The organism is Brevibacillus sp. FW301-21C12A (assembly GCF_058788915.1).
This window is the reverse complement of sequence record NZ_JBYTBG010000052.1, coordinates 1-18160: the sequence shown is the minus strand read 5'-3', so window position 1 is coordinate 18160 and position 18160 is coordinate 1. Positions and strand designations below refer to the sequence as shown.

23 protein-coding genes and 1 pseudogene are annotated in these 18160 nt (G+C 52.6%); 11 read left to right on the top strand and 13 right to left on the bottom strand.

Going from position 1 to position 18160, the window contains the following annotated elements; translation table 11 throughout:
* Nucleotides 1-14 precede the first annotated feature (14 nt).
* The 5 genes from AC3WQH_RS22495 (at nucleotide 15) to AC3WQH_RS22475 (ending at nucleotide 3335) form a co-directional block, all read left to right on the top strand.
* Nucleotides 15-572 carry a DNA-3-methyladenine glycosylase I gene (locus AC3WQH_RS22495; protein WP_005834549.1) on the top strand — a complete coding sequence of 186 codons (558 nt, stop codon included), beginning with the start codon at nucleotides 15-17 and terminating at the stop codon, nucleotides 570-572.
* A 33-nt stretch (nucleotides 573-605) separates the two neighbouring features.
* Nucleotides 606-1082 carry a DinB family protein gene (locus tag AC3WQH_RS22490; RefSeq protein ID WP_005834550.1) on the top strand — a complete coding sequence of 159 codons (477 nt, stop codon included), beginning with the start codon at nucleotides 606-608 and terminating at the stop codon, nucleotides 1080-1082.
* Nucleotides 1083-1855: 773 nt separating this feature from the next.
* Nucleotides 1856-2086 carry a hypothetical protein gene (locus tag AC3WQH_RS22485; RefSeq protein ID WP_290426463.1) on the top strand — a complete coding sequence of 77 codons (231 nt, stop codon included), beginning with the start codon at nucleotides 1856-1858 and terminating at the stop codon, nucleotides 2084-2086.
* Nucleotides 2083-2283: a hypothetical protein gene (locus AC3WQH_RS22480; protein ID WP_007786004.1), complete on the top strand. Its 201-nt coding sequence runs from the start codon at nucleotides 2083-2085 to the stop codon at nucleotides 2281-2283. Before AC3WQH_RS22485 ends, AC3WQH_RS22480 begins: the two co-directional genes overlap by 4 nt.
* A gap of 92 nt (nucleotides 2284-2375) precedes the next feature.
* Nucleotides 2376-3335 carry an IS30 family transposase gene (locus AC3WQH_RS22475; RefSeq protein WP_492332255.1) on the top strand — a complete coding sequence of 320 codons (960 nt, stop codon included), beginning with the start codon at nucleotides 2376-2378 and terminating at the stop codon, nucleotides 3333-3335.
* 133 nt (nucleotides 3336-3468) lie between these two features.
* On the opposite strand, the gene AC3WQH_RS22470 is transcribed toward AC3WQH_RS22475, so the two are convergent.
* Nucleotides 3469-3660, bottom strand: coding sequence for a hypothetical protein (locus tag AC3WQH_RS22470; RefSeq protein ID WP_492332254.1), 192 nt, complete (start codon nucleotides 3658-3660; stop codon nucleotides 3469-3471).
* 326 nt (nucleotides 3661-3986) lie between these two features.
* On the opposite strand from AC3WQH_RS22470, the pseudogene AC3WQH_RS22465 reads away from it, so the two are divergent.
* A pseudogene (locus tag AC3WQH_RS22465) lies at nucleotides 3987-4867 on the top strand (BclA C-terminal domain-containing protein).
* 222 nt (nucleotides 4868-5089) lie between these two features.
* The gene (locus tag AC3WQH_RS22460) at nucleotides 5090-6190 is read left to right on the top strand and encodes a histidine kinase N-terminal domain-containing protein (RefSeq protein ID WP_052006633.1); all 1101 of its coding nucleotides are present in this window, start codon (nucleotides 5090-5092) and stop codon (nucleotides 6188-6190) included.
* Nucleotides 6191-6299: 109 nt separating this feature from the next.
* On the opposite strand, the gene AC3WQH_RS22455 is transcribed toward AC3WQH_RS22460, so the two are convergent.
* The 9 genes from AC3WQH_RS22455 to AC3WQH_RS22415 all read right to left on the bottom strand — a co-directional run bounded on the left by AC3WQH_RS22455 (nucleotide 6300) and on the right by AC3WQH_RS22415 (nucleotide 12527).
* Nucleotides 6300-7334 (bottom strand): acyltransferase family protein, encoded by a 1035-nt coding sequence (locus AC3WQH_RS22455; RefSeq protein ID WP_487092203.1) that lies wholly within the window; start codon nucleotides 7332-7334, stop codon nucleotides 6300-6302.
* A 190-nt stretch (nucleotides 7335-7524) separates the two neighbouring features.
* Complete coding sequence (gene yxiS / locus AC3WQH_RS22450) at nucleotides 7525-7833, bottom strand: protein YxiS (RefSeq protein WP_005833332.1); 309 nt, start codon at nucleotides 7831-7833, stop codon at nucleotides 7525-7527.
* Between the two features lie 85 nt (nucleotides 7834-7918).
* Complete coding sequence (locus AC3WQH_RS22445) at nucleotides 7919-8122, bottom strand: cold-shock protein (protein ID WP_005833334.1); 204 nt, start codon at nucleotides 8120-8122, stop codon at nucleotides 7919-7921.
* Nucleotides 8123-8308: 186 nt separating this feature from the next.
* A complete protein-coding gene (locus tag AC3WQH_RS22440) occupies nucleotides 8309-9031 on the bottom strand; it encodes a response regulator (RefSeq protein ID WP_241752907.1) in 723 nt (240 codons plus the stop codon).
* Nucleotides 8998-9492 (bottom strand): GAF domain-containing protein, encoded by a 495-nt coding sequence (locus AC3WQH_RS22435; protein ID WP_035317207.1) that lies wholly within the window; start codon nucleotides 9490-9492, stop codon nucleotides 8998-9000. The genes AC3WQH_RS22440 and AC3WQH_RS22435 overlap by 34 nt, the downstream gene beginning before the upstream one ends.
* Complete coding sequence (locus tag AC3WQH_RS22430; RefSeq protein ID WP_241752908.1) at nucleotides 9465-9836, bottom strand: hypothetical protein; 372 nt, start codon at nucleotides 9834-9836, stop codon at nucleotides 9465-9467. The genes AC3WQH_RS22435 and AC3WQH_RS22430 overlap by 28 nt, the downstream gene beginning before the upstream one ends.
* A gap of 21 nt (nucleotides 9837-9857) precedes the next feature.
* Nucleotides 9858-10220, bottom strand: a complete 363-nt coding sequence (locus AC3WQH_RS22425) for a response regulator transcription factor (RefSeq protein ID WP_197187181.1) — start codon at nucleotides 10218-10220, stop codon at nucleotides 9858-9860.
* Nucleotides 10221-10245: 25 nt separating this feature from the next.
* Nucleotides 10246-11868, bottom strand: a complete 1623-nt coding sequence (locus AC3WQH_RS22420) for a diguanylate cyclase (RefSeq protein WP_221842416.1) — start codon at nucleotides 11866-11868, stop codon at nucleotides 10246-10248.
* Nucleotides 11869-12050: 182 nt separating this feature from the next.
* Nucleotides 12051-12527: a hypothetical protein gene (locus tag AC3WQH_RS22415; RefSeq protein WP_025844783.1), complete on the bottom strand. Its 477-nt coding sequence runs from the start codon at nucleotides 12525-12527 to the stop codon at nucleotides 12051-12053.
* Nucleotides 12528-12621: 94 nt separating this feature from the next.
* On the opposite strand from AC3WQH_RS22415, the gene AC3WQH_RS22410 reads away from it, so the two are divergent.
* Nucleotides 12622-12825 (top strand): YwbE family protein, encoded by a 204-nt coding sequence (locus tag AC3WQH_RS22410; protein WP_005833343.1) that lies wholly within the window; start codon nucleotides 12622-12624, stop codon nucleotides 12823-12825.
* 81 nt (nucleotides 12826-12906) lie between these two features.
* Here the strand turns inward: AC3WQH_RS22410 and AC3WQH_RS22405 are convergent, their stop codons facing one another.
* From AC3WQH_RS22405 to AC3WQH_RS22395, 3 genes are all read right to left on the bottom strand, one after another.
* The gene (locus tag AC3WQH_RS22405; RefSeq protein ID WP_025844786.1) at nucleotides 12907-13119 is read right to left on the bottom strand and encodes an SRPBCC family protein; all 213 of its coding nucleotides are present in this window, start codon (nucleotides 13117-13119) and stop codon (nucleotides 12907-12909) included.
* Nucleotides 13120-13283: 164 nt separating this feature from the next.
* Entirely contained in the window at nucleotides 13284-13844 is a 561-nt protein-coding gene (locus AC3WQH_RS22400) for an isochorismatase family protein (RefSeq protein ID WP_492332253.1), read from the bottom strand.
* Nucleotides 13845-14126: 282 nt separating this feature from the next.
* Nucleotides 14127-14675 carry a GbsR/MarR family transcriptional regulator gene (locus AC3WQH_RS22395; protein WP_005833348.1) on the bottom strand — a complete coding sequence of 183 codons (549 nt, stop codon included), beginning with the start codon at nucleotides 14673-14675 and terminating at the stop codon, nucleotides 14127-14129.
* A 258-nt stretch (nucleotides 14676-14933) separates the two neighbouring features.
* On the opposite strand from AC3WQH_RS22395, the gene proV reads away from it, so the two are divergent.
* From proV to AC3WQH_RS22380, 3 genes are read left to right on the top strand one after another with little or no spacing between them, the layout of a single operon-like run.
* Nucleotides 14934-16157, top strand: coding sequence for a glycine betaine/L-proline ABC transporter ATP-binding protein ProV (gene proV / locus AC3WQH_RS22390; RefSeq protein WP_005833350.1), 1224 nt, complete (start codon nucleotides 14934-14936; stop codon nucleotides 16155-16157).
* The gene (locus AC3WQH_RS22385) at nucleotides 16157-16996 is read left to right on the top strand and encodes an ABC transporter permease (RefSeq protein WP_007783036.1); all 840 of its coding nucleotides are present in this window, start codon (nucleotides 16157-16159) and stop codon (nucleotides 16994-16996) included. The genes proV and AC3WQH_RS22385 overlap by 1 nt, the downstream gene beginning before the upstream one ends.
* An 11-nt stretch (nucleotides 16997-17007) precedes the next feature.
* Complete coding sequence (locus AC3WQH_RS22380) at nucleotides 17008-17934, top strand: glycine betaine ABC transporter substrate-binding protein (RefSeq protein ID WP_005833353.1); 927 nt, start codon at nucleotides 17008-17010, stop codon at nucleotides 17932-17934.
* Nucleotides 17935-18160 lie beyond the last annotated feature (226 nt).

Genomic DNA, 18160 nt, shown 5'->3' with positions numbered 1-18160 from the left:
GGAGGTCTTTTCCGATGAATCGATGTGGCTGGGTGAATCAGGACCCGTTGTATTTGGATTATCACGACCGGGAGTGGGGCGTGCCTGTCTACGATGACCGGCTGCTCTTTGAATATTTGAATCTGGAGGGCGCGCAGGCGGGGCTGAGCTGGTACACGATCCTGAAAAAGCGGGAGAACTACCGCCGGGCTTTTGACAACTTTGAAGCGGAAAAGATCGTGCAGTACGACGAGGAAAAGATCGAACAGCTTTTGCAGGATGAGGGCATCGTGCGGAACAAGCTGAAAATCAGAGGCGTCGTCAAAAACGCTCACGCCTATCTCAAAGTCGTGGAGGAGTTCGGCTCCTTTTCCAGCTACATCTGGTCGTTCGTCGGCGGCAAGCCGATCCACAACCACTTTCAGGAGCTTAGGGACGTACCTGCCTCCACCGAAATCAGCGACAAGATGAGCAAGGATTTGAAAAAGCGCGGCTTCACGTTTGTCGGTTCGACGATCTGCTACGCGTTCATGCAGGCAGTAGGCATGGTGAACGACCACGTGGCGACGTGCGATCTGTATCAAAAAGACTAATCAGGCTGGAACAGGGAGAGAGGGGGAAGCGACATGAACGCGAACGATCTGCTGATTCTGAATTTCGAGGAAGTCAGACGCCGAAGCATCAAAGTATGGCGGGCGATTCCAGACGACAGGCTGAACTGGAAGCCCGACGACAAAGCGTTTACCTGCGCACAAATGATTCGGCATGTCATCGAGGGCGAATTTTTGTATCACCAGATTTTGATTCAGCGAGGCAGCGCCGCTCTGTCTGCTCTCCCGAATCCGTATGAAACCAAGCCGTTCACGACCGTCGAGGAAGATTTGGCGTTTGCGCAGCCGTACCGGGAACAGTTTCTCGCCTTTGTCAAAGGGCTGGACAAAAGCGACCTGGAGAGCATTCGCATCGACCGCTCCGATGTCGGGTACGTCAGAACACTAGGGGACATGCTGCTGCGGATCGCCTATCACGAGTCCGTCCATACCGGCCAGCTTCTCGATTATATGAGAACGATGGGTGTCAAGCGGCCGAACATTTGGGACTGATCTGATGAACGCCCACGAGGAAATTCGATAAGAGCCAAGAGCCAGGACCTTTGCCAGATTGGGGAGGGGCTGGCTTTTGGTGTTTTTTGGTAAGGGGGGTGTTCTCGCTTTTGCCCAAACTTTCGCCCAGCCTCTCGCGCAAGTCTGTGCCCAGCCCTTAGCCTCGGCCTTGTTCGGCTTCTTGTCTAAACTTCGTGTAGCTTCTCGTCCAAACATTGTCCAGCCCTTAGCCCCGACTTTTTCAGCTTCTCGTCTCGGCCCTCACCGAGCTACTTGCCCCGGCCTTCGCCCAAGCCCTTCCCTAGCCTCACGCCCACCCTCACGCCTTAGCCCCAACCTTCCTACCGACTGTTAGAAGTACATTTCAAGAAATCCGTCAACCGACAGCAGATGGAAATGTTCTGGAGTATGAGAACGGTGTACTTTTTAGGCAGCAAGGCGAATTGTAATGAAATTGTCGGGTCTACCCACAAGCGCGATTCTGTTCAGGCAGATCGCGCTTTTTTGTACAGATAAAAATGGAGAAGGTTCCTTGTCCAGCACAGGCGCAGAGCCGATACTCTGCCAATAGCTTGGCAACTACGTTGTCTAATCAAGAAAATGTACATTTTTGTTCGGCAAAATTAGCTGGAAAAAATGATTGGAAATAACTTGAACTTTCGAGTTTTGTATGAGATACTTGTACTACAAAACAGAACAAACGTTCCTATCAATCCTGCTGGGGAAGCGAAGCAGTCCTGATTTAAACACGGAACCAGAGAAGGAGTGAGTATATGCAAAAGCAACCAGCCCGGTTTACAGGCCGCCGCGAAAACGAATCGTCTGGCAGCGTTCTGCTAAAGGCGCAGCGAGGGAGACGCCAGGCGGTACTCACTGTCCTCGGCTTTTTGCTCCCCGCCAAGGAGAGTCTCGCCTTTTATGGCAGAAGAGCTGGGGCGGCAAGCATTCGAGGCAAGAAAGCAGTGATGCCGAAAGAAACTCAGCATGGAGCGAGCGGCCGATGATGTCGATGGACTATGTACAGGTGCTCGCTGCTGTTGTCTGTTTTCTCGTCTTGGTCGTCGCCTTCAAGCACGTCGACCTGCAAATTCGCATCAACAACATTTTGGATCTGCAACTGAAGGCGAACAAGGAAAAAGAAAAAGAGGCAGAGTCGATCGAGAAAAAAAGCGATCCGCCTGCCACTGACGACAGATTGTAATATCAAGTGCGACACCTAGATAAAAAAACGGCCCATGATTGATTCGTGTAAAATGAAGTCACGACAACACCATTTACACAGGAGAATCAATCATGAGTTATACACATCTTAGCATAACAGAGCGTAGTGAGCTAGCACTCCTTCATCGGTTGGGTTGGTCTGCCCGCGCCATTGCCAGAGAACTCAAACGGCATCATGCTACCATTGCCCGTGAGTTAAAACGGGGTTGTAAGGCAGGGGAATATCAGGCAGAAGCCGCGCAAGAGGTTTACGAGAAACGTCGCGAACGGTCTGTTCCCAGAGGCAAGTGGACTCCTGAACGTGAGCATTATATTGCCCGTAAGCTGGCGCAGACCTGGTCTCCCGAGCAGATTGCCGGACGGATGAGTCAGGAATGCCCCGAACAGAAAGTGTCGTTTAAAACGATGTATCGCTGGCTGTATCAGGGCTTTTTGGTTAAAGGAGATACCACCGTTCTGCGCCACAAAGGGAAACGCCGGAGACCAATCGAAACACGTGGTCGTTTCAACGTAGGAAAGTCCATTCGGCAGCGACCCAAGGAAGTACGAAAGCGTGAGAGCTTTGGTCATTGGGAACTGGATACGGTTGTTTCCAGCCGTGGAAAAAGTAAGGCGTGTGTCGCGACGTTCGCTGAGCGCAAGACACGCTTTTACCTTGCCGTAAAGATGCCTGATCGTACCTCGGCTTCCATGGAAAAGGCCTTTGGTTTCGTTGCTGAGTCGTTACCGAAAGGATCGTTTCAAACAGCTACCGTTGACCGTGGCAAAGAGTTTGCCTGTTACGAACGGCTGGAGTCAGCACATGGCGTAAACATTTACTTTGCCGATCCCTACTCTTCCTGGCAAAGGGGCACGAACGAGAACGCAAATGGCCTTCTGCGAGAATTTTTTCCCAAAGGCAAGGATTTTGCCGAAGTCTCCGAGGAGGAACTGATTCAGGCCTTGGAGCTCATTAACAATCGGCCAAGAAAATGTCTGGGTTGGAAGACCGCTTACGAATCATTCATGGAAGCTCTGTCGCACTTGTCTTGACAATTCGTCATGGGAGAATGACCTGGCAAAAAAGCCGGAGCAGGCTGTTCAGGCAGTCGAGGCATACAGGCATTTCTGGACGGCGATGTACTCGCTGGCGCTCGCTTTTCTTGAGTTAACGGAGCAGCTCATGCTAGAGATGGCGAATCTCCGCCGCCCATCGCCCGATCGGCGTCTGGCCGAACAGCAAGTCATCCAGGTGCTTGAACTGTTGGACGACCTTTCCCGTTTCCTTTTGCGAAAGGCGGAATTTTGACAGACTGTTTTTGCCGATCAGGAGCTTGCGGTGGAGGCATCTGTGAAAGAGGTGCGTTTCGTGCTCCATTCGTCTTTGAACCAGTTGGAAGGCTACTGTTCTCCCTCCGCCGCGTTTTCAACGGCTTTTAAACAAAGGCTGAAAGATTCGATACTCCCCTTGAAAAAGTACGGTGAACCTGGAGGGCCTGTTCGTTCCGTTGTACAGACTCACGGCAATTATCAGGCTCCTTGGCTGAATCGGGAGGTTTTTCCAGGGAGAACCAAGAGCCACAAGGTTGTGGGACAAGCGAAAAAGTGGAAGAAGCAGCCGTAAAGTGTGGGGGCAAACGGCTTTTCGTTAGCTGAATTACGGATGAAGGGGAGGTTACGTTTTTCACGGGAAGGTGGGGAGTTATGTCATTTCCGAATATCCCAAATATCAGTCCGACTATCGCGATTACGCGCGAGGATGCGATCAACCTGCTTTTGACTTCGATCGCGATGGAGGAGCTGGGACTAAGCCATATATTGGACGCAGAAGGGGAAAAAATTCAGTACGTGCTCGGCACGCTCACCGGTGTAAGCGGAGCGCCGGCAGCCACGATTGACGATTTGCTGGCGATTGACCGAAGTGTAAGGGAAATGGTCGATGCAACGATCAGGAAGGAGATGGTACTGCAGGCAGTGCTAAACGCCTCTACCATGCAGGGGCCGACTGGTCCAACAGGTCCGACCGGAGCCACTGGAGCTACGGGGGCGGGGGAGGGAGTGACGGGAGCGACCGGATCCACTGAAGTGACAGGGGCCACGGGGCCAACCGGAGTGACAGGAGCCACCGGGGCCACGGGAGCTACTGGAGTGACAGGAGAAACTGGAGCTACTGGAGCAACAGGCCCCACAGGCCCCACCGGAACCGTCTTTACAAACATCAAAGCCTTCGCCGCCAACACGGGAGGTGCCGTGATCGCCGTTATTTTGGGAGGGACCAACGTGCCTCTGCCCAACAACCAGGTGCTCAACGGCATTACCGTCGGAGGCGGCAACACAACCTTTACCGTTCCATCCGCAGGCAACTACCTGATCTCGTACTCCGTCAACACAACCGCCGCTCTGGCAGTCAGCACGCGGCTGTTTCGGTAGCATCACCAGCGTTATCGCTTTCCTCCTTCCACAACACCGTAATCGCTCCGCTAGGCGCGGGGGCGACAATCACACTGCAGCTCTTCGGCCTGCTGGGAGCGGCTACTTTGCTGACAGGCGCCGGGGCGACGTTGACTATCGTAAGACTGAACTAAAATCGACTACAAACCGCACGGGCAAAGGGGTTGCGTACGCGCTGTCCCTTTGCCTCTTTCTTTTGGCGAGAGACAGTTTACATTTTAGATGGACTTTCAAATGTAATTCGTGCGCGGACGGTGTACAATGGGGGGGAGTAGTAAAAATATTTCGTTAATAAATCTTGGATGATAGTATAATATTATCGGAATAAGTATGCCGATCATTCGGAGTGGGGACAGGTGGCAATGGACGACTTGGCACTTTTTTTGGACGAGCATGAGGAAGCAGCGGTAGAAGAGTTCAGGAAACGGATCATGGTGTCTGAGCACGACCAGTTCAACGGAATTATTCATCTGAACGGACAAGCCATGTACCGCATGGTGGCCGACTATCTCCGTTCGAAGATTACGCATGAGGATATCAAACAGCTTGCATATAAAGTAGCGCACGAACGGAATCAGGCCGAGATCAACATCGGCGATTTCGTTTTCAATGTTTGCATGGGCCGGGAACTGATGCTCGACGTTCTGCAAAAAGGGCCCTTTCCACCCGATGTTCTGCTGCCAGCCTTGCTTAAAATAAACGAATGCTTCGACGTTTTTCTCGTGCACGCCGTGTCCAGGTACACGGAGCTGAAAGACAGCGATCTGGAAGAGAAAAAGCTGTTTATTGAGCGGTCGCACAAGGACAGGCTGACGATCTTGGGGCAGATGGCATCGAGCTTTGTACATGAATTTCGCAATCCGCTGACCTCGATTATGGGATTCTCCCGATTGTTAAAAGAAGACTATCCGAACTTGCCGTACGTGGACATTATCGAAAATGAGCTGCATCAGTTGAATTACCGCGTCTCTCAGTTTTTGCTGGTTTCCAAAAAGGGAGCCGTACATAAGAAAAAAGAAGTGTTTAGCATCGCTTTACTATTTGAAGAAATACTCTCCTTTCTCTATCCGAACATCGTGGACGTGAACGCGCATATTTCGTGCACGATTGATCCGATGCTGCTTTTGGACGGCTACCGGGACGAGATGAGGCAAGTGTTCATCAACATTATTTCGAATGCGCTCGATGCCCTGCAGCGCAAAAACAGCGACAAAGAAATTGCGATCCAAGGGTTTCGCACCGACGAGATGACAGCGATCACGATTTCCAACAATGGCGCGCCGATCCCGCCAGATCTGCTGTCGGTCATTTTCGAGCCGTTTTTTACCACCAAAGAGCTGGGGACGGGCATCGGGCTGTACGTCTGCAAGGAAATTATCGAGCGGCACGGCGGGGTGATTAAGTGCGAGTCATCTGACCAGCAGACGGTATTTTCCATGTACTTCCAAGATTCCTAGCCGGGCATCATCCCGTGTATCACGCCCCCAAACGCCAAAAAAAGAGAACGACCTGCGCTTTCGCAACGAAAGTCAGCAGGTCGTTCTTTGTTGGCAGCGCCGAGCCGTTTTATTGCAGCCGCTCCCGCCGTCCTCTCCCAAGCATTTTCCCCAGTTGCTCCAGCCCTCGCACCAGATAGACCAATAGCAGCGACAGCAGGCAACTGCATCCGAAGATCAGGCCCAGGTACAACAGCGAGTACCAGGTGTTTTGAAAAACCCAGGCGACCTCTCCGTATTGCTCAAACAAAAAGTCTTTGAACAGGATCAAAAAGGCGGAGTGAAACAGGAAAATGAAGTAGGTCAAGCCTTTGCGGAACTTGAGACGAAGGTGATCCACCAGTTCCAGAAAGAAGACCATGAGCACGAGAAAAGACAGCAGTGTCGCGAAAACGAAGCTCAGGTGCACCGCCACGTACAGCTTGCTTGAGACGACAAAAAACATGGCCGCGGCTGTAGCGATGCCCGTCAAGAGCATCAGGATGGAGCGGTTGTTGCGCAAAAAAGACAGAATGGCTTCTCGGTACCAGTACAGCAGATGCCCCATGTAGAGCGTGAAAATCCAGCTTGGCAGCATATGGCGGGTGGACAGCCCAAGCCAGCCTTTGTGCAAGTAGTTGATGTAGAAGTATTGCACCGCAAGCAGAATCCAGATGACGTACAAAATGTTCTGTTCCGTAATCCACTTGCGGAAAAAGTAGGCAAACACGTAATACTGGCAAATCATGAACACGAAGTACAGGTGATCGCCCGTTTTCCCCATGAAAATGTTGGCGTAGTCCTCAGCGGTGTGAGGCATGTCCTTTTTCAGCAAATAGTGATACAAAATGCCGGAAACGAGGTAAGGCAGAAAAATGTACACGAGCTTGCCCGTAAAAAACTCGCGGAACGCCGGGCTTTTCGCTTCAAAAGAATAGGCGGTCAAATAGCCGGTCGCGATCGTCAGCAGCACGGTGCCGTAGCGGCTGATCTGATTGAGGGCGACAACCCAGAAAGGATCGTTGAAGTAAAGCACCGATGCCGTGAAATGACCGACCACAACCAAAAAGCTGGAGAACAGTTGGATGTAAAAAAGCGATTTCAAAATTTTTGAATCGGTGTACATAGGCATTCCTCTTTTCCTTGTTTGTCGGCTTGTGAAGTCGTCCAAAATCCGAGAAGCCAAAACAATAAAAAAGCGAATTGCCCCTATCTTAAAAAATGAATTTTTGAATAAGATTTGATAAGCCGCACGGCGAGCAGCCAATGTTTGGCAGGCAGGAAAAAAGCCACACAGCAATGTGCGGCTTTTGGCATTATTTTTTGGATTTGTTCCTCTCCTCGATCGCCTGGCTGACCACGAAGGCCAAATCGTCGTTGCCAAACAGCGACAGGACGCCAAGGATAGTGGCGTCAGGGATTTCCTCTGCTTCCTCTTTGGGAACCGTATTTTCAAGCATTTGGGCCAGCAGTTGGTTTTCCCCTTGGGCGGGATAGGCTTGGGCGTACAGCTCGCGCGCATCCAAGCCGTGGTTGACGCACCACTGGGCAAAGACGAGGATCATCATTCCCTCATCGCGCTGATAAGCCTGGATGACTTGTTCTTCCATCTCTTTTCGGTTCATGGGCATCTCCTCTAACAATCGTGCGTGTCTTGTGCTTAATTGTAGAGAAGAGGACGAATGCCCGCAAGAAAAAAGAAGGGCAGTATCATGAGTTTCGCTTGCTGTGATTGGTCAGAACCGGAAGCACCCGGGTATCCTTTACCATTTGCGAATGGCAAAAGGGGCAGCTCGGGCTCTCGTCAAAGGAAAAGTTATCTCTCATCCAGCACGTACACCCATCATTGCTGCACGTCCACACATCTGTTTCCTCTTCTTCGACCGGAACAACTGCTTTCTTCGAGAAATACACATGAACTCCTCCTTTGCGGGGCATCGTGCTTTACAGCAACCTCTATTAATGTGTGATGGAAGGCCCGTGAATATACCAAGATTTTCTGTCTGCGCAAAAAGCTTCCTGGCCAGCCAACAGGCGCGCGAACGTCCCGCAAAAAAAGGCAACGGAGCATCGTCCGCTGCCTTTTTGGCAAAAGAGGGGTCACAACTGATCGGGAATTAAAATTTGTCCGGCCGATTCGTGGCTGGTGACGGCGAGCAAGATCGCCTTCGACAAAGTGTCGGGATGGTAAGGCTTTAGCAAATAGCCCTTTGCTCCCAAATCAAACGCTTTTTTCTTTTCCTCAAACGCGCTGGAAATGACGATCGGGATCGTCTTCAGCTCCGGGTTTTCCTGCATCGCCTCGATGACCTTCCAGCCGCTCTCGCCATCTTGCAAAATCAGGTCGAGCACGACCGCATCCGGACGCAGGCGGTAAATGGCGTCGAGCGTCTCCTGTGCCGTGGAAAAAGGATAGACTGCAAAGCCCAGCACGCTCGCCAGCGGGGTGCGCAACTCGTGGCTCACGGTGCTGACAAATTCGGATTTCATCTGGTCAATCTCGTATTCCTTCGTGATGTCCCGGTAAACCAGCAGCGTGCTCCACTTCCGCTGGTTGCGGTACAAAGGCTCCGCGTAGAGCTGGATGTATCGTTTGACAGGAGAGGTCAGTTCAAAGACGATGCTGTCCTCTTGCGCATCGCCTTCGCCCAGCGCGACTGCTTTGATGTACGGGATGAGACGGTTAGGCTCTGCCGTGCAGCTTTGCAGATGGGCGAAAAACGCGTCGATGTCAAAGTCCGATACGGCCTGCTCGCGATTGCAGCCAAGCAGCTCGCAAAACGTGCTGCTCACCTGGATCGTTCCGCCGTTGAGAGAAAGCAACTGTATGCCCCCTGCACGGAGTCGAGCATTTCCTGCGTAATTTGCCGCTGCCTTTTCGTTTCCTCAAACATGGCGAGCTTGTCCAGGGCGAGCGAGACTTGCTTGGCCATGCCGATCAAGATGTGCTGCTCGTGCTCGGAGAACCTGCGGTCGATGCGGGCGAGAATGATGCAAGCCACGACCTCCCTGTGCGAATCCAGTACCGGGAGATACAACTCGTAAGTGCGGGAACGAGCAGGGTGGAAGCCGCGCTCGCCCACTGTACTTTCACGGTTGACGACAAATGGCAGCCCGGTTTCCTTGATGCGGACAAAAGGCCCGTCCTCGATCCCTTGCAGCAACTGGTCAAGCCCTTGCCGGGAAATGCCGAAGCTGGCGCAGCCGCGATCCGCGTCCAACAGCACGATGACGCCTTTGTCTGCTTCCATGATTTCTACGGTGTTCGAAATAATGCTCGACAAAAGCTCCCTTTGTCCCATGTACTGGTGAGCGCGAGAACAAAGCGGTTCTTTTTCTCCAGATAGTGCTCGTTTTCCGCCATTTTGGACAGAGCTTCCTGCAGTTCCTCCTGCTGCATCATCAGCTCGTCTTGCTGGGCGTGCAACTCTTCGTTTTGCGCCATCAGCGCTTCTTCCTTGTGCTGAATCTGCCGCATCATGTAGTCGAGCGAGCGGGAGAGCTTGCCGATCTCATCCGCCCGTTCCAGGCCGTTCAACTGCGGCGTTTCTCCCTGAGCAAAGCGGTCGGGAACAGATTGCTGAAAAAATTGGCGACAAACGATTCGATCGGCGCGTGATGCTTTCACGGACGTATTTCCGAAGCCGAGTCATGCGAGCATGTCCCCCACCTTGCGGACGAGCTCCAGCGGGCTGAACGGCTTGGGCATGAAGTCATCGGCTCCGGCGGCGCGCATTTTTTCCTGTTCCGCATGCTGGCTTTTCGCGGAAAGAATGAGAACCTTCACCGCTTGCTTGTCCGTCATCTGCTTCATCCGGGTCAACACCTCAAAGCCGGTCAGCTTGGGCATCATGTAATCCAAAATGAGTAAATCGTACTGATTGTGGCTGATTTTTTGCAGCGCTTCCTCACCGTCGCAGGCGATGTCGAGCAGATGCCCTTCATCCTCCAGCGTATCGCCAATGAGCATCCGCAGTACGGCTTCATCTTCAGCCAGTAATATCATTGCCATTTTTTCTTCCTCCATCTGGTATTGCCTACATCATTCGCTTGACTAGCCGCTTGATGCGCGCTTCCAGCTCTTTCGTGCTGAAAGGCTTCGTCATGTAGTCGTCAGCGCCGAGCTGCAGGGCTTGGGCAATATCTTGTTCGCCGCTGCGGCCTGTCAGCATGAGCACCGTGTACTGCTTGCTGTTCGGCAGGTTGCGGATGCGCCGCAGAACGTCCAGCCCGTCCATTTGCGGCATGATCCCGTCCAAAATGATGAGATACGCTTCCGGCCCCTGATGCCAGGAAGATGCAAAAAAGGCAGCCCCTTCTTGGTACGTCCGGATGTCCGAGTGAATCCAGCCGTCCAGGCTTGCCCGCGCCGAGTCGGCGAGGACGGCGCAGATCAGCGGATCATCGTCAATAATGGCGACTTTCAGCTTCACCGTGCGCGTATCCGGATCAGCGCTGCGCACAGCCGCTTCAATCCGGCAGCGCCCCGCATTTTTGGCAGAGTATAACGCCGTATCCGCAGCGTCGATCCAGTAGGCGAGCGGCTTTTGCGCATCCTCAATTTGCACGACGCCAGCGGAAAAGCTCAGCGAAAACGTCCCTTCGGAAGCTTCGAAGGAGAGGTCGCGAAAATCGCGCAGCATTCGTTCCAGCCGCAACTGTGCTTCCTGTACCGACGTCCGCGGCATGAGCAGAATAAATTCTTCCCCGCCATACCGGAAAAAGACGTCCTGCTTCTCCGCGCTTCCCTGGATGAACGCGGCGAAGCGGCTCAGTACGACGTCGCCTACCAGGTGCCCGTAAGTGTCATTGACCTTTTTGAAATGATCGATGTCCAGAAAGGCCAGCGAAAAGGGCGCGTGGCTCCGCATGGAATCCGCAAGCAGCTTCTGGTACGTATCCGCGAGGCAATTGCGGTTGTACACGCCGGTCAATTCATCGAGAAACAAAATTTTATCCATCCACCGTTTTCTTCTGAGCTGTCTTTCCAGCCGGACGGTTAGTTCTTCCAGGTCAAGCGGTTTGCACATGACATCGTCGGCACCCAGCCGATAAGCGCGCAGGCGCGTTTCCCGATCGCAGTCAATGCTGATAATCGTCGTCGGGACGTATTGCTTTTTAATTTTTTCACTGAGCGTTTGCATGACTTGAAAGCCGCCTGTTTCGGGAATGTTCAGGTCGAGAATCAGGCAATCCGGGTTGAGGTCGTGGAAGTAGTCGAGTGCCTTGTGAGGATAAACAGTAGCGATGACGGACCAGTTTTGCTTCTCCAAATATTCTTTTAGGTACATCAGCAACGTCACGTCGTCGTCTAAAATGAGCAGGAGAGGCTGATTGTCGTAGGTAGACTCTTGCGGTAGCGTGGGGTCCTCCAAAAGAATTTCCTGCTCGGGACGATGCTCGTAACACAAGGCGATGAGCTCTTGCAAAAAGTCACGCCACTCGTGCGTTGGCCAAGGTTTCGCATCCTGCTGGTCCAACTGCTCCAACAGCGTCTGCGCCAGCTCGGACAAATCGGCAAGACCGATCGTTCCGGCTGTGCCTCTCAACGAGTGAACAAAGCGGTACAGCTCTTCGTGGGAGACCGGCCCCTCCTGTGCGAGCCAGGCTTCAAACTGCTTGTGGACTTGAAAAAGAAGTGTGTCTCTATACTTCATCATGCCGCATTATCCCCCTGTTTTTCGGGAAGGCCCGAGCCAGTCGCAAAGACTGTCGGGCCAGGCTCATAAAAGGTATTGTACATCTAACTAGGTGGAAGTGTACCATATCAGGAGGGGTTCTCCAATGAAAGGATTGCGTTTGGAGGAAGGAAAAGGGCAGGCCGTGACAACTCTGTTACAAGCTAGTTGCGCAAGGAAAAGCCTTCTTCTTTCAGATACTGTTCGGCTTCTACGTAAGACTCGAAGGAAGCCTCCAGGTTCATGCCGTGGTAGACGTTCCACAGCGTGTCTTCCTGCTGCAGCAGCAGCGTGCGATTTTGCTTGTCGACCCAGGTTTGCTCGAGTGGCTCGTTTGCTTCCGCCTTTGGCTGCGGCTCGCGTTTGACAGAGAGCGACTGGATGGAAGCCTCGATGATCGTGCGCAATTCCTCTGCGGAGAAGTCGCGAATGTTGACGTAGCCTTTGTCGTCTTTGGGATAGCCCTTCAAAAAGCCTGCGAATACGAAGCCGTTGCCATTCGGATGCAGATGGTAAACGACTGTCTTTTTGTCGTGAAGACTTGCCTCGTAGTGAAAATTGACCCGCTTGAGCGAGACGTCGTTTCGGGTCAGTTGTGGAAATGATTCAATGATCGCCAGTTTTTCTTCAAAAGTAAGCATGGATTCCTCCGATGAGAAAAGTTTTGTTTGTCGATTATATCATAGGTGGGACAAAGAACGAAAAAGTCATCGAACGAGGAAAGGAGGGACTGCCATGAACGGGAAAAACCGCAAAGACATTGCCCCTGGCCTGGAGGTCGACATCGTGTTGAAGCAGGATCAGCGCACAGGCAAGCGGACGCGCGGAATCGTCAAGGACATCCTGACAAATTCGAGTACGCATCCGCACGGCATCAAGGTGCGCCTGACCGATGGACAAGTCGGCAGAGTGCAGGAGATTATCCGCAAAGGGGAGTAAGGGCCAAAAGACGGGATGCAGCCACAAGGGCGCGCCCGTTTTTTTATTTGCAACGAGTTCGCGCCGAAAGGACAGGCCAGTCTAGCTGCGCTCGGCCAGTTCAAATTCGGCGACGGTCAATTTGGCATAGCCCGGCCATTCCATGACGCTTCCGAGCGTCAGCGGCGCTTGTCCGAAGTCTTCCGGCACGTCGTCCCACTGCCTGATAAAATGCGGATGAATCAAGACTTCCCAGACTTTTTCGGGCGCGGCATGAATGACGACTTCATGAGAAACCAGAAGTGACGTAGACAAGGGGGAGTCCTCCTTTGGGGTAGGGCGTATTTGTTTCTTCTATAATTATCATGATTCACTGCCTCCATCGAAGCGGGGCCGCTGAGCCTGTTAGTTGCCGCAGCCGGAAAGCAAGCAAAAAAACCGTCCTGTCCGGACGGTTTCTTCGGCGTAGCCAGGAGTGGCTAGCGGTACGTATCGTGCGTAGGAGTAAACAGGTCCTCCGTGGAATCGCGCACCAAAATGAACGGGTCAATGTTCCCGAGGCCATGCAGGCAGGCGTTGTGGTGGGCGATGATTTGCTCGGCGGCCAATACGGCGTTGTCAGTCGTCGAGTGCCCGTCCCGGACGAGCGTGACGTCATAGCCGAGCGTCGTTGCTCTGCGGCAGGCGCTGTCGACACCATACTCCGTTTTGCAACCCGTAATGACGAGATGGTTGATTCCGAGAAACTGCAACTGGTCATGCAGGTCGGTTCCGTGAAAAGCATCCGTGGCTTGCTTCAGGACGACTGTTTCGGTCGGGAGCGGCGCCAGCTCCGGGTGGATGGCGAAAGCGTCAGCCCCGGCTTCGGCGACATCGGTATCCTGCACGTACAGGACCGGAATCGCCCGCTTCCACGCTTCCTTCCTGACCTTTTTGATCGTCGTGACGAGCGCGGCGTTTTGAAAAACGGGGCCAATCGCCGGGCCATCGACAATCCCTGTCTGTGCATCAATAATCAGAAGCGCTGTTTTGCGAATCATCCTGTTCCTCCTCAAAATAACGGGGGCTAACGAAGCAGTCCCCCCATTTCCACGTTTGTTTTTTTCGTGCATGTATGAAAAAGTCGCTTTGTTTGCTTGTTCATCACGATCCGCTCCTTTCTCGGAGTCAGGCTGGGCCAGTCATTTGCGTCGTGCCCGCTTTCGTCATTGTAACACAACTGCTGCCAATATTCAGATTTTTCTATCGGTCACATCAAAAAAGACTCACCCCTTACTGACTGCCAGTCAAGGAATGAGTCTTTTTCGTTGCGCCAAGCTGCTTTACGAATCGCTTTCTTTTTTTGGTACAAACTGAAAAATATCGTGGGATTCAAAGGCGTCAATCAGTCGCGACAGCCACAAGTAATACTCCAGGCCGTTTTCAATCCGGCTGATGCTCAGCTCGACGCGCGCCCTCAGCTCATCGGACAAATCCTCGGACTGCTGGAGGGTGCGCAGCTCGTGTAGCGATTTTTTCAGGCTGTGCACGTTTTGCTCGCTGGCATGGCGCCACTTCACGGAGAACAGATCAATGAAGTTTTGGTACCAGTCCAGATTGACTTCGTAGTGGTCTTTGCGCGTTCCTTTTTTCCATATCTTTTCTACCATATTTAAGTCCATCAAGGTGCGAACGCCGGTGCTCATGCTGGTCTTGCTCATTCCCAGCGCTTCTCCCATCTCATCCAGCGTCATTGACTTGTCCTGAAACAGCAGCGTGCCATACAACAGCCCGGTCGACATCGTGATGCCGTACAAATCCATGTTGCGGGCCAACGTTTCAATCACGCGTTCCTGAGCCTTTTCGAGGATTTTTTCCTGATTCGTTTCCATTTTGAAAAAAGCAGCTCCTCTAGTCATTTTACCTGACTAGAATTGTACGTTTCCGCAAGCAAAAAGTAAATGGAGATATCAAACAGTATATACGAGATATACTGCGAATACAGAAAGAAAAGTACGTAAAGTTTTTTCTGAACGCTGAAAATGCCCGATTATCGAGTCTCATCCAGTTTGAGGTAAAAAACAGGGCTGGTTACAATTGTAAGGGTAATGAACAGTCCGGATACGGGCGTAACAGTTGGAGGTGACCATATGCCCAAGATCAAAGTAGAGAATTTGACCAAAATCTTTGGACGACAGCCCCAACGCGCACTGCCCCAGGTGAAACAGGGGAAGACCAAACAGGAAATATTGAAGGAAACGGGTCTTACCCTTGGGGTGAACCAAGCGAGTTTTGAGGTGCATGCCGGCGAAATTTTCGTCATCATGGGGCTTTCGGGTAGCGGGAAGTCGACGCTGGTTCGACTCTTGAACCGGCTGATTGAGCCGACAGAAGGCAGAATCCTGATTGACGGTACGGATATCGTCAGCATGAACACAGAGCAGTTGCAGCAGGTCAGAAGAAAGAAGCTCGGGATGGTGTTTCAAAAGTTTGCCCTGTTTCCGCACAGGACCGTCCTGGAAAACGCAGCGTATGGCCTGGAAATCCAGGGAATGCCCAAAGCTGAGCGCGAAGCCAAGGCAAAAGCGTCACTGGAGTTGGTCGGTCTGGCAGGCTGGGAAGCAAGCTATCCCGATCAACTCAGTGGGGGAATGCAGCAGCGCGTCGGTCTGGCGCGTGCACTTGCCAATGAGCCGGATGTGCTTCTGATGGACGAAGCATTCAGCGCACTGGACCCGCTTATTCGCAAGGACATGCAGGATGAGCTGCTGGAATTGCAAAGCACGATGCAAAAAACGATTATTTTCATTACGCACGACCTCGATGAAGCGCTGAAGATCGGGGACCGGATCGCCTTGATGAAGGACGGCGCCATCGTGCAGATCGGCACGCCGGAAGAAATCATGACCAATCCGGCCAACGAATACGTGGAGCGCTTCGTGGAAGACGTCGACCGCTCCAAGGTGTTGTCTGCGGAGAACGTCATGAAGCGGGCAGAGACGATCACCCTGGACAAAGGGCCGCGCGTCGCCTTGCAGATGATGCGGGACCGCGGCGTATCCAGCCTGTACGTGGTCGACAGGAAGAAAACGCTCCTGGGCGTGTTGACCGCAGACGCCGTCAGCGAAGCGAAGGCACAAGGAAAATCGCTGGAAGGCGTACTGCGCACAGAAGTGCCGAAAGTCGGCCCGCAGACGCTGCTCAATGAACTGTTTGACCTGGTTGCTTTTTCCGATATTCCGGTGGCGGTGACAGGTGAACAGGATCGCCTTTTGGGCGTCATCGTAAAAGGCGCCGTACTGGGCGGTTTGGCAGGAAAAGTGAACCAGGAATCGCCGCTGCCGGCAAATGAAGAAGGGCAGGTGGATGAATGATGGATCAACTTTTTCCGAAGCTGCCCCTCGATAGCTGGGTAGAAACCATCGTAGACGGACTGGATGAGCATTTGGGCTTTTTGTTCGATTTTATTTCGACATGCATTGGCGGGACGGTCGATTTCTTCAATCTGATTTTGACTGGACTGCCGTTCTGGGTGATTATCATTTTGCTGACGTTGCTGGCGTACCGCGCCGGGAAGCTGTCTATCGCTCTTTTTACTTTCATTGGACTTCTCTTGATTCAAAACCTGGGTTATTGGGAGCATTCAATGGAAACACTTGCGCTGGTGCTGACCGCCGGGCTCATCTCGATCATCATCGGGATTCCCGTGGGAATCTGGTGCGCGAAGAGTGAATCCGTGCAAAGAGTCGTGACGCCGTTGCTCGATTTTATGCAGACGATGCCTGCATTTGTGTACTTGATTCCCGCGATCTTTTTCTTCGGTCTGGGAAAGGTGCCGGGTGTTATCGCTTCGGTCATTTTCGCGATGCCGCCGACGATCCGCCTGACCAACCTGGGTATTCGCCAGGTGCCGGCGGACTTGATTGAGGCGACAGAGGCGTTCGGTTCGACCTATTGGCAAAAGCTGACGAAGGTGCAGTTGCCGATCGCGAAAACGACGATCATGGCGGGGGTCAACCAAAGCATCATGCTGGCGCTGTCCATGGTCGTCATCGCTTCGATGATTGGAGCGAAAGGACTTGGCGCGGACGTCTATCGCGCCGTGACGCAGATCAAGATCGGAGAAGGCTTCGAGGCGGGACTGGCGATCGTCATTATGGCGATTTTGCTGGACCGCATCACGCAAGGGGTAGGAAAGAGAAAAAAAGCGTAGGAGGGGTTTTCATGAAAAAAGCAACCTGGAAAGGATTGGCCGTCGCACTGGGACTCAGTATGGTGATGGCGGGCTGCTCAAGCGCTGGAACTCCACAAGGCAATGAACCATCCGGCGGCGACACTGGCTCGGCAGCATCCGGCAGCGTAGGAGCGACTGTCGACCATAAAATTATCGGGATCGACCCGGGTGCCGGACTGATGAAGGCGACGGAAAAAGTCCTCAGCGAATACGAGCTGAAAGACTGGGAGCTGGTGGAAGGCTCCAGTGCCGCGATGACGGCTGCCCTGACGCAAGCGTACAAGGACAAGAAGCCGATTATCGTCACGGGCTGGACACCGCACTGGATGTTCTCCAAGTTCGAGATGAAGTACCTGGAAGACCCGAAAGGCATTTACGGACAAGACGAGCAAATCCACACGATCGTGCGCAAAGGCTTGAAGGAAGAACAGCCGAGCGCCTACGCTTTCCTCGACAAGTTTGCCTGGACGCCTGCTGACATGGAAAAAGTCATGCTGGACATCGAAAACGGCAAAAAGCCGGAGGAAGCAGCAGCCGAGTGGGTGAAAAACAACGAGGCGACCGTAAACAAATGGGTCGAGGGCGTTCAGCCTGTCAACGGCCAAAAGCTTACGCTTGCCTATGTAGCCTGGGATTCCGAGATCGCCAGCACGAACGTGGTGAAAACTGTCCTGGAGCAAAAGCTGAACTATAAAGTGGAGCTGAGCCAGGTCGAAGCAGGCCCGATGTGGGTAGGCGTAGCGAACGGCGACGTGGACGGCATGGTTGCCGCATGGCTGCCAACGACACATGCGGACTACATGGAGAAGCTCGGCAAAGACGTAGAGGACCTCGGACCAAACCTGGAAGGAACCAAGCTGGGCCTGGCCGTGCCGACTTATATGGATATTACGTCGATTGAGGATTTGAAGAAGTAACGAAGAAAGCCAGCGTCGCAGGGGAGTCATTCCTGCGAGGCTGGCTTTTTTTATGTAAGAAGAAAGGTGAGTTAAAAATTTGTAATTATTAATTTATTTTTCTTTTATTTACAAAAAGAGAGTATTTTTTTACTATTTAGTTGGTGGTATTTTTATGATTCATCACCATAACCCGTGCTAGACATTGAAAAAACGTAGATGTTCCTCTATCGTGAAAGTTGTCCTG

Bases quoted from the DNA above. Each gene is read 5' to 3' on its own strand.
- AC3WQH_RS22495 (WP_005834549.1), top strand. From the start codon at position 15: ATGAATCGATGTGGCTGGGTGAATCAGGACCCGTTGTATTTGGATTAT.
- AC3WQH_RS22490 (WP_005834550.1), top strand. From the start codon at position 606: ATGAACGCGAACGATCTGCTGATTCTGAATTTCGAGGAAGTCAGACGC.
- AC3WQH_RS22485 (WP_290426463.1), top strand. From the start codon at position 1,856: ATGCAAAAGCAACCAGCCCGGTTTACAGGCCGCCGCGAAAACGAATCG.
- AC3WQH_RS22480 (WP_007786004.1), top strand. From the start codon at position 2,083: ATGATGTCGATGGACTATGTACAGGTGCTCGCTGCTGTTGTCTGTTTT.
- AC3WQH_RS22475 (WP_492332255.1), top strand. From the start codon at position 2,376: ATGAGTTATACACATCTTAGCATAACAGAGCGTAGTGAGCTAGCACTC.
- AC3WQH_RS22470 (WP_492332254.1), bottom strand. From the start codon at position 3,660: ATGGAGCACGAAACGCACCTCTTTCACAGATGCCTCCACCGCAAGCTC.
- AC3WQH_RS22455 (WP_487092203.1), bottom strand. From the start codon at position 7,334: ATGTACACCGATTCAAAAATTTTGAAATCGCTTTTTTACATCCAACTG.
- yxiS (WP_005833332.1), bottom strand. From the start codon at position 7,833: ATGAACCGAAAAGAGATGGAAGAACAAGTCATCCAGGCTTATCAGCGC.
- AC3WQH_RS22425 (WP_197187181.1), bottom strand. From the start codon at position 10,220: ATGGCAATGATATTACTGGCTGAAGATGAAGCCGTACTGCGGATGCTC.
- AC3WQH_RS22420 (WP_221842416.1), bottom strand. From the start codon at position 11,868: ATGATGAAGTATAGAGACACACTTCTTTTTCAAGTCCACAAGCAGTTT.
- AC3WQH_RS22415 (WP_025844783.1), bottom strand. From the start codon at position 12,527: ATGCTTACTTTTGAAGAAAAACTGGCGATCATTGAATCATTTCCACAA.
- AC3WQH_RS22410 (WP_005833343.1), top strand. From the start codon at position 12,622: ATGAACGGGAAAAACCGCAAAGACATTGCCCCTGGCCTGGAGGTCGAC.
- AC3WQH_RS22400 (WP_492332253.1), bottom strand. From the start codon at position 13,844: ATGATTCGCAAAACAGCGCTTCTGATTATTGATGCACAGACAGGGATT.
- AC3WQH_RS22395 (WP_005833348.1), bottom strand. From the start codon at position 14,675: ATGGAAACGAATCAGGAAAAAATCCTCGAAAAGGCTCAGGAACGCGTG.
- proV (WP_005833350.1), top strand. From the start codon at position 14,934: ATGCCCAAGATCAAAGTAGAGAATTTGACCAAAATCTTTGGACGACAG.
- AC3WQH_RS22385 (WP_007783036.1), top strand. From the start codon at position 16,157: ATGGATCAACTTTTTCCGAAGCTGCCCCTCGATAGCTGGGTAGAAACC.
- AC3WQH_RS22380 (WP_005833353.1), top strand. From the start codon at position 17,008: ATGAAAAAAGCAACCTGGAAAGGATTGGCCGTCGCACTGGGACTCAGT.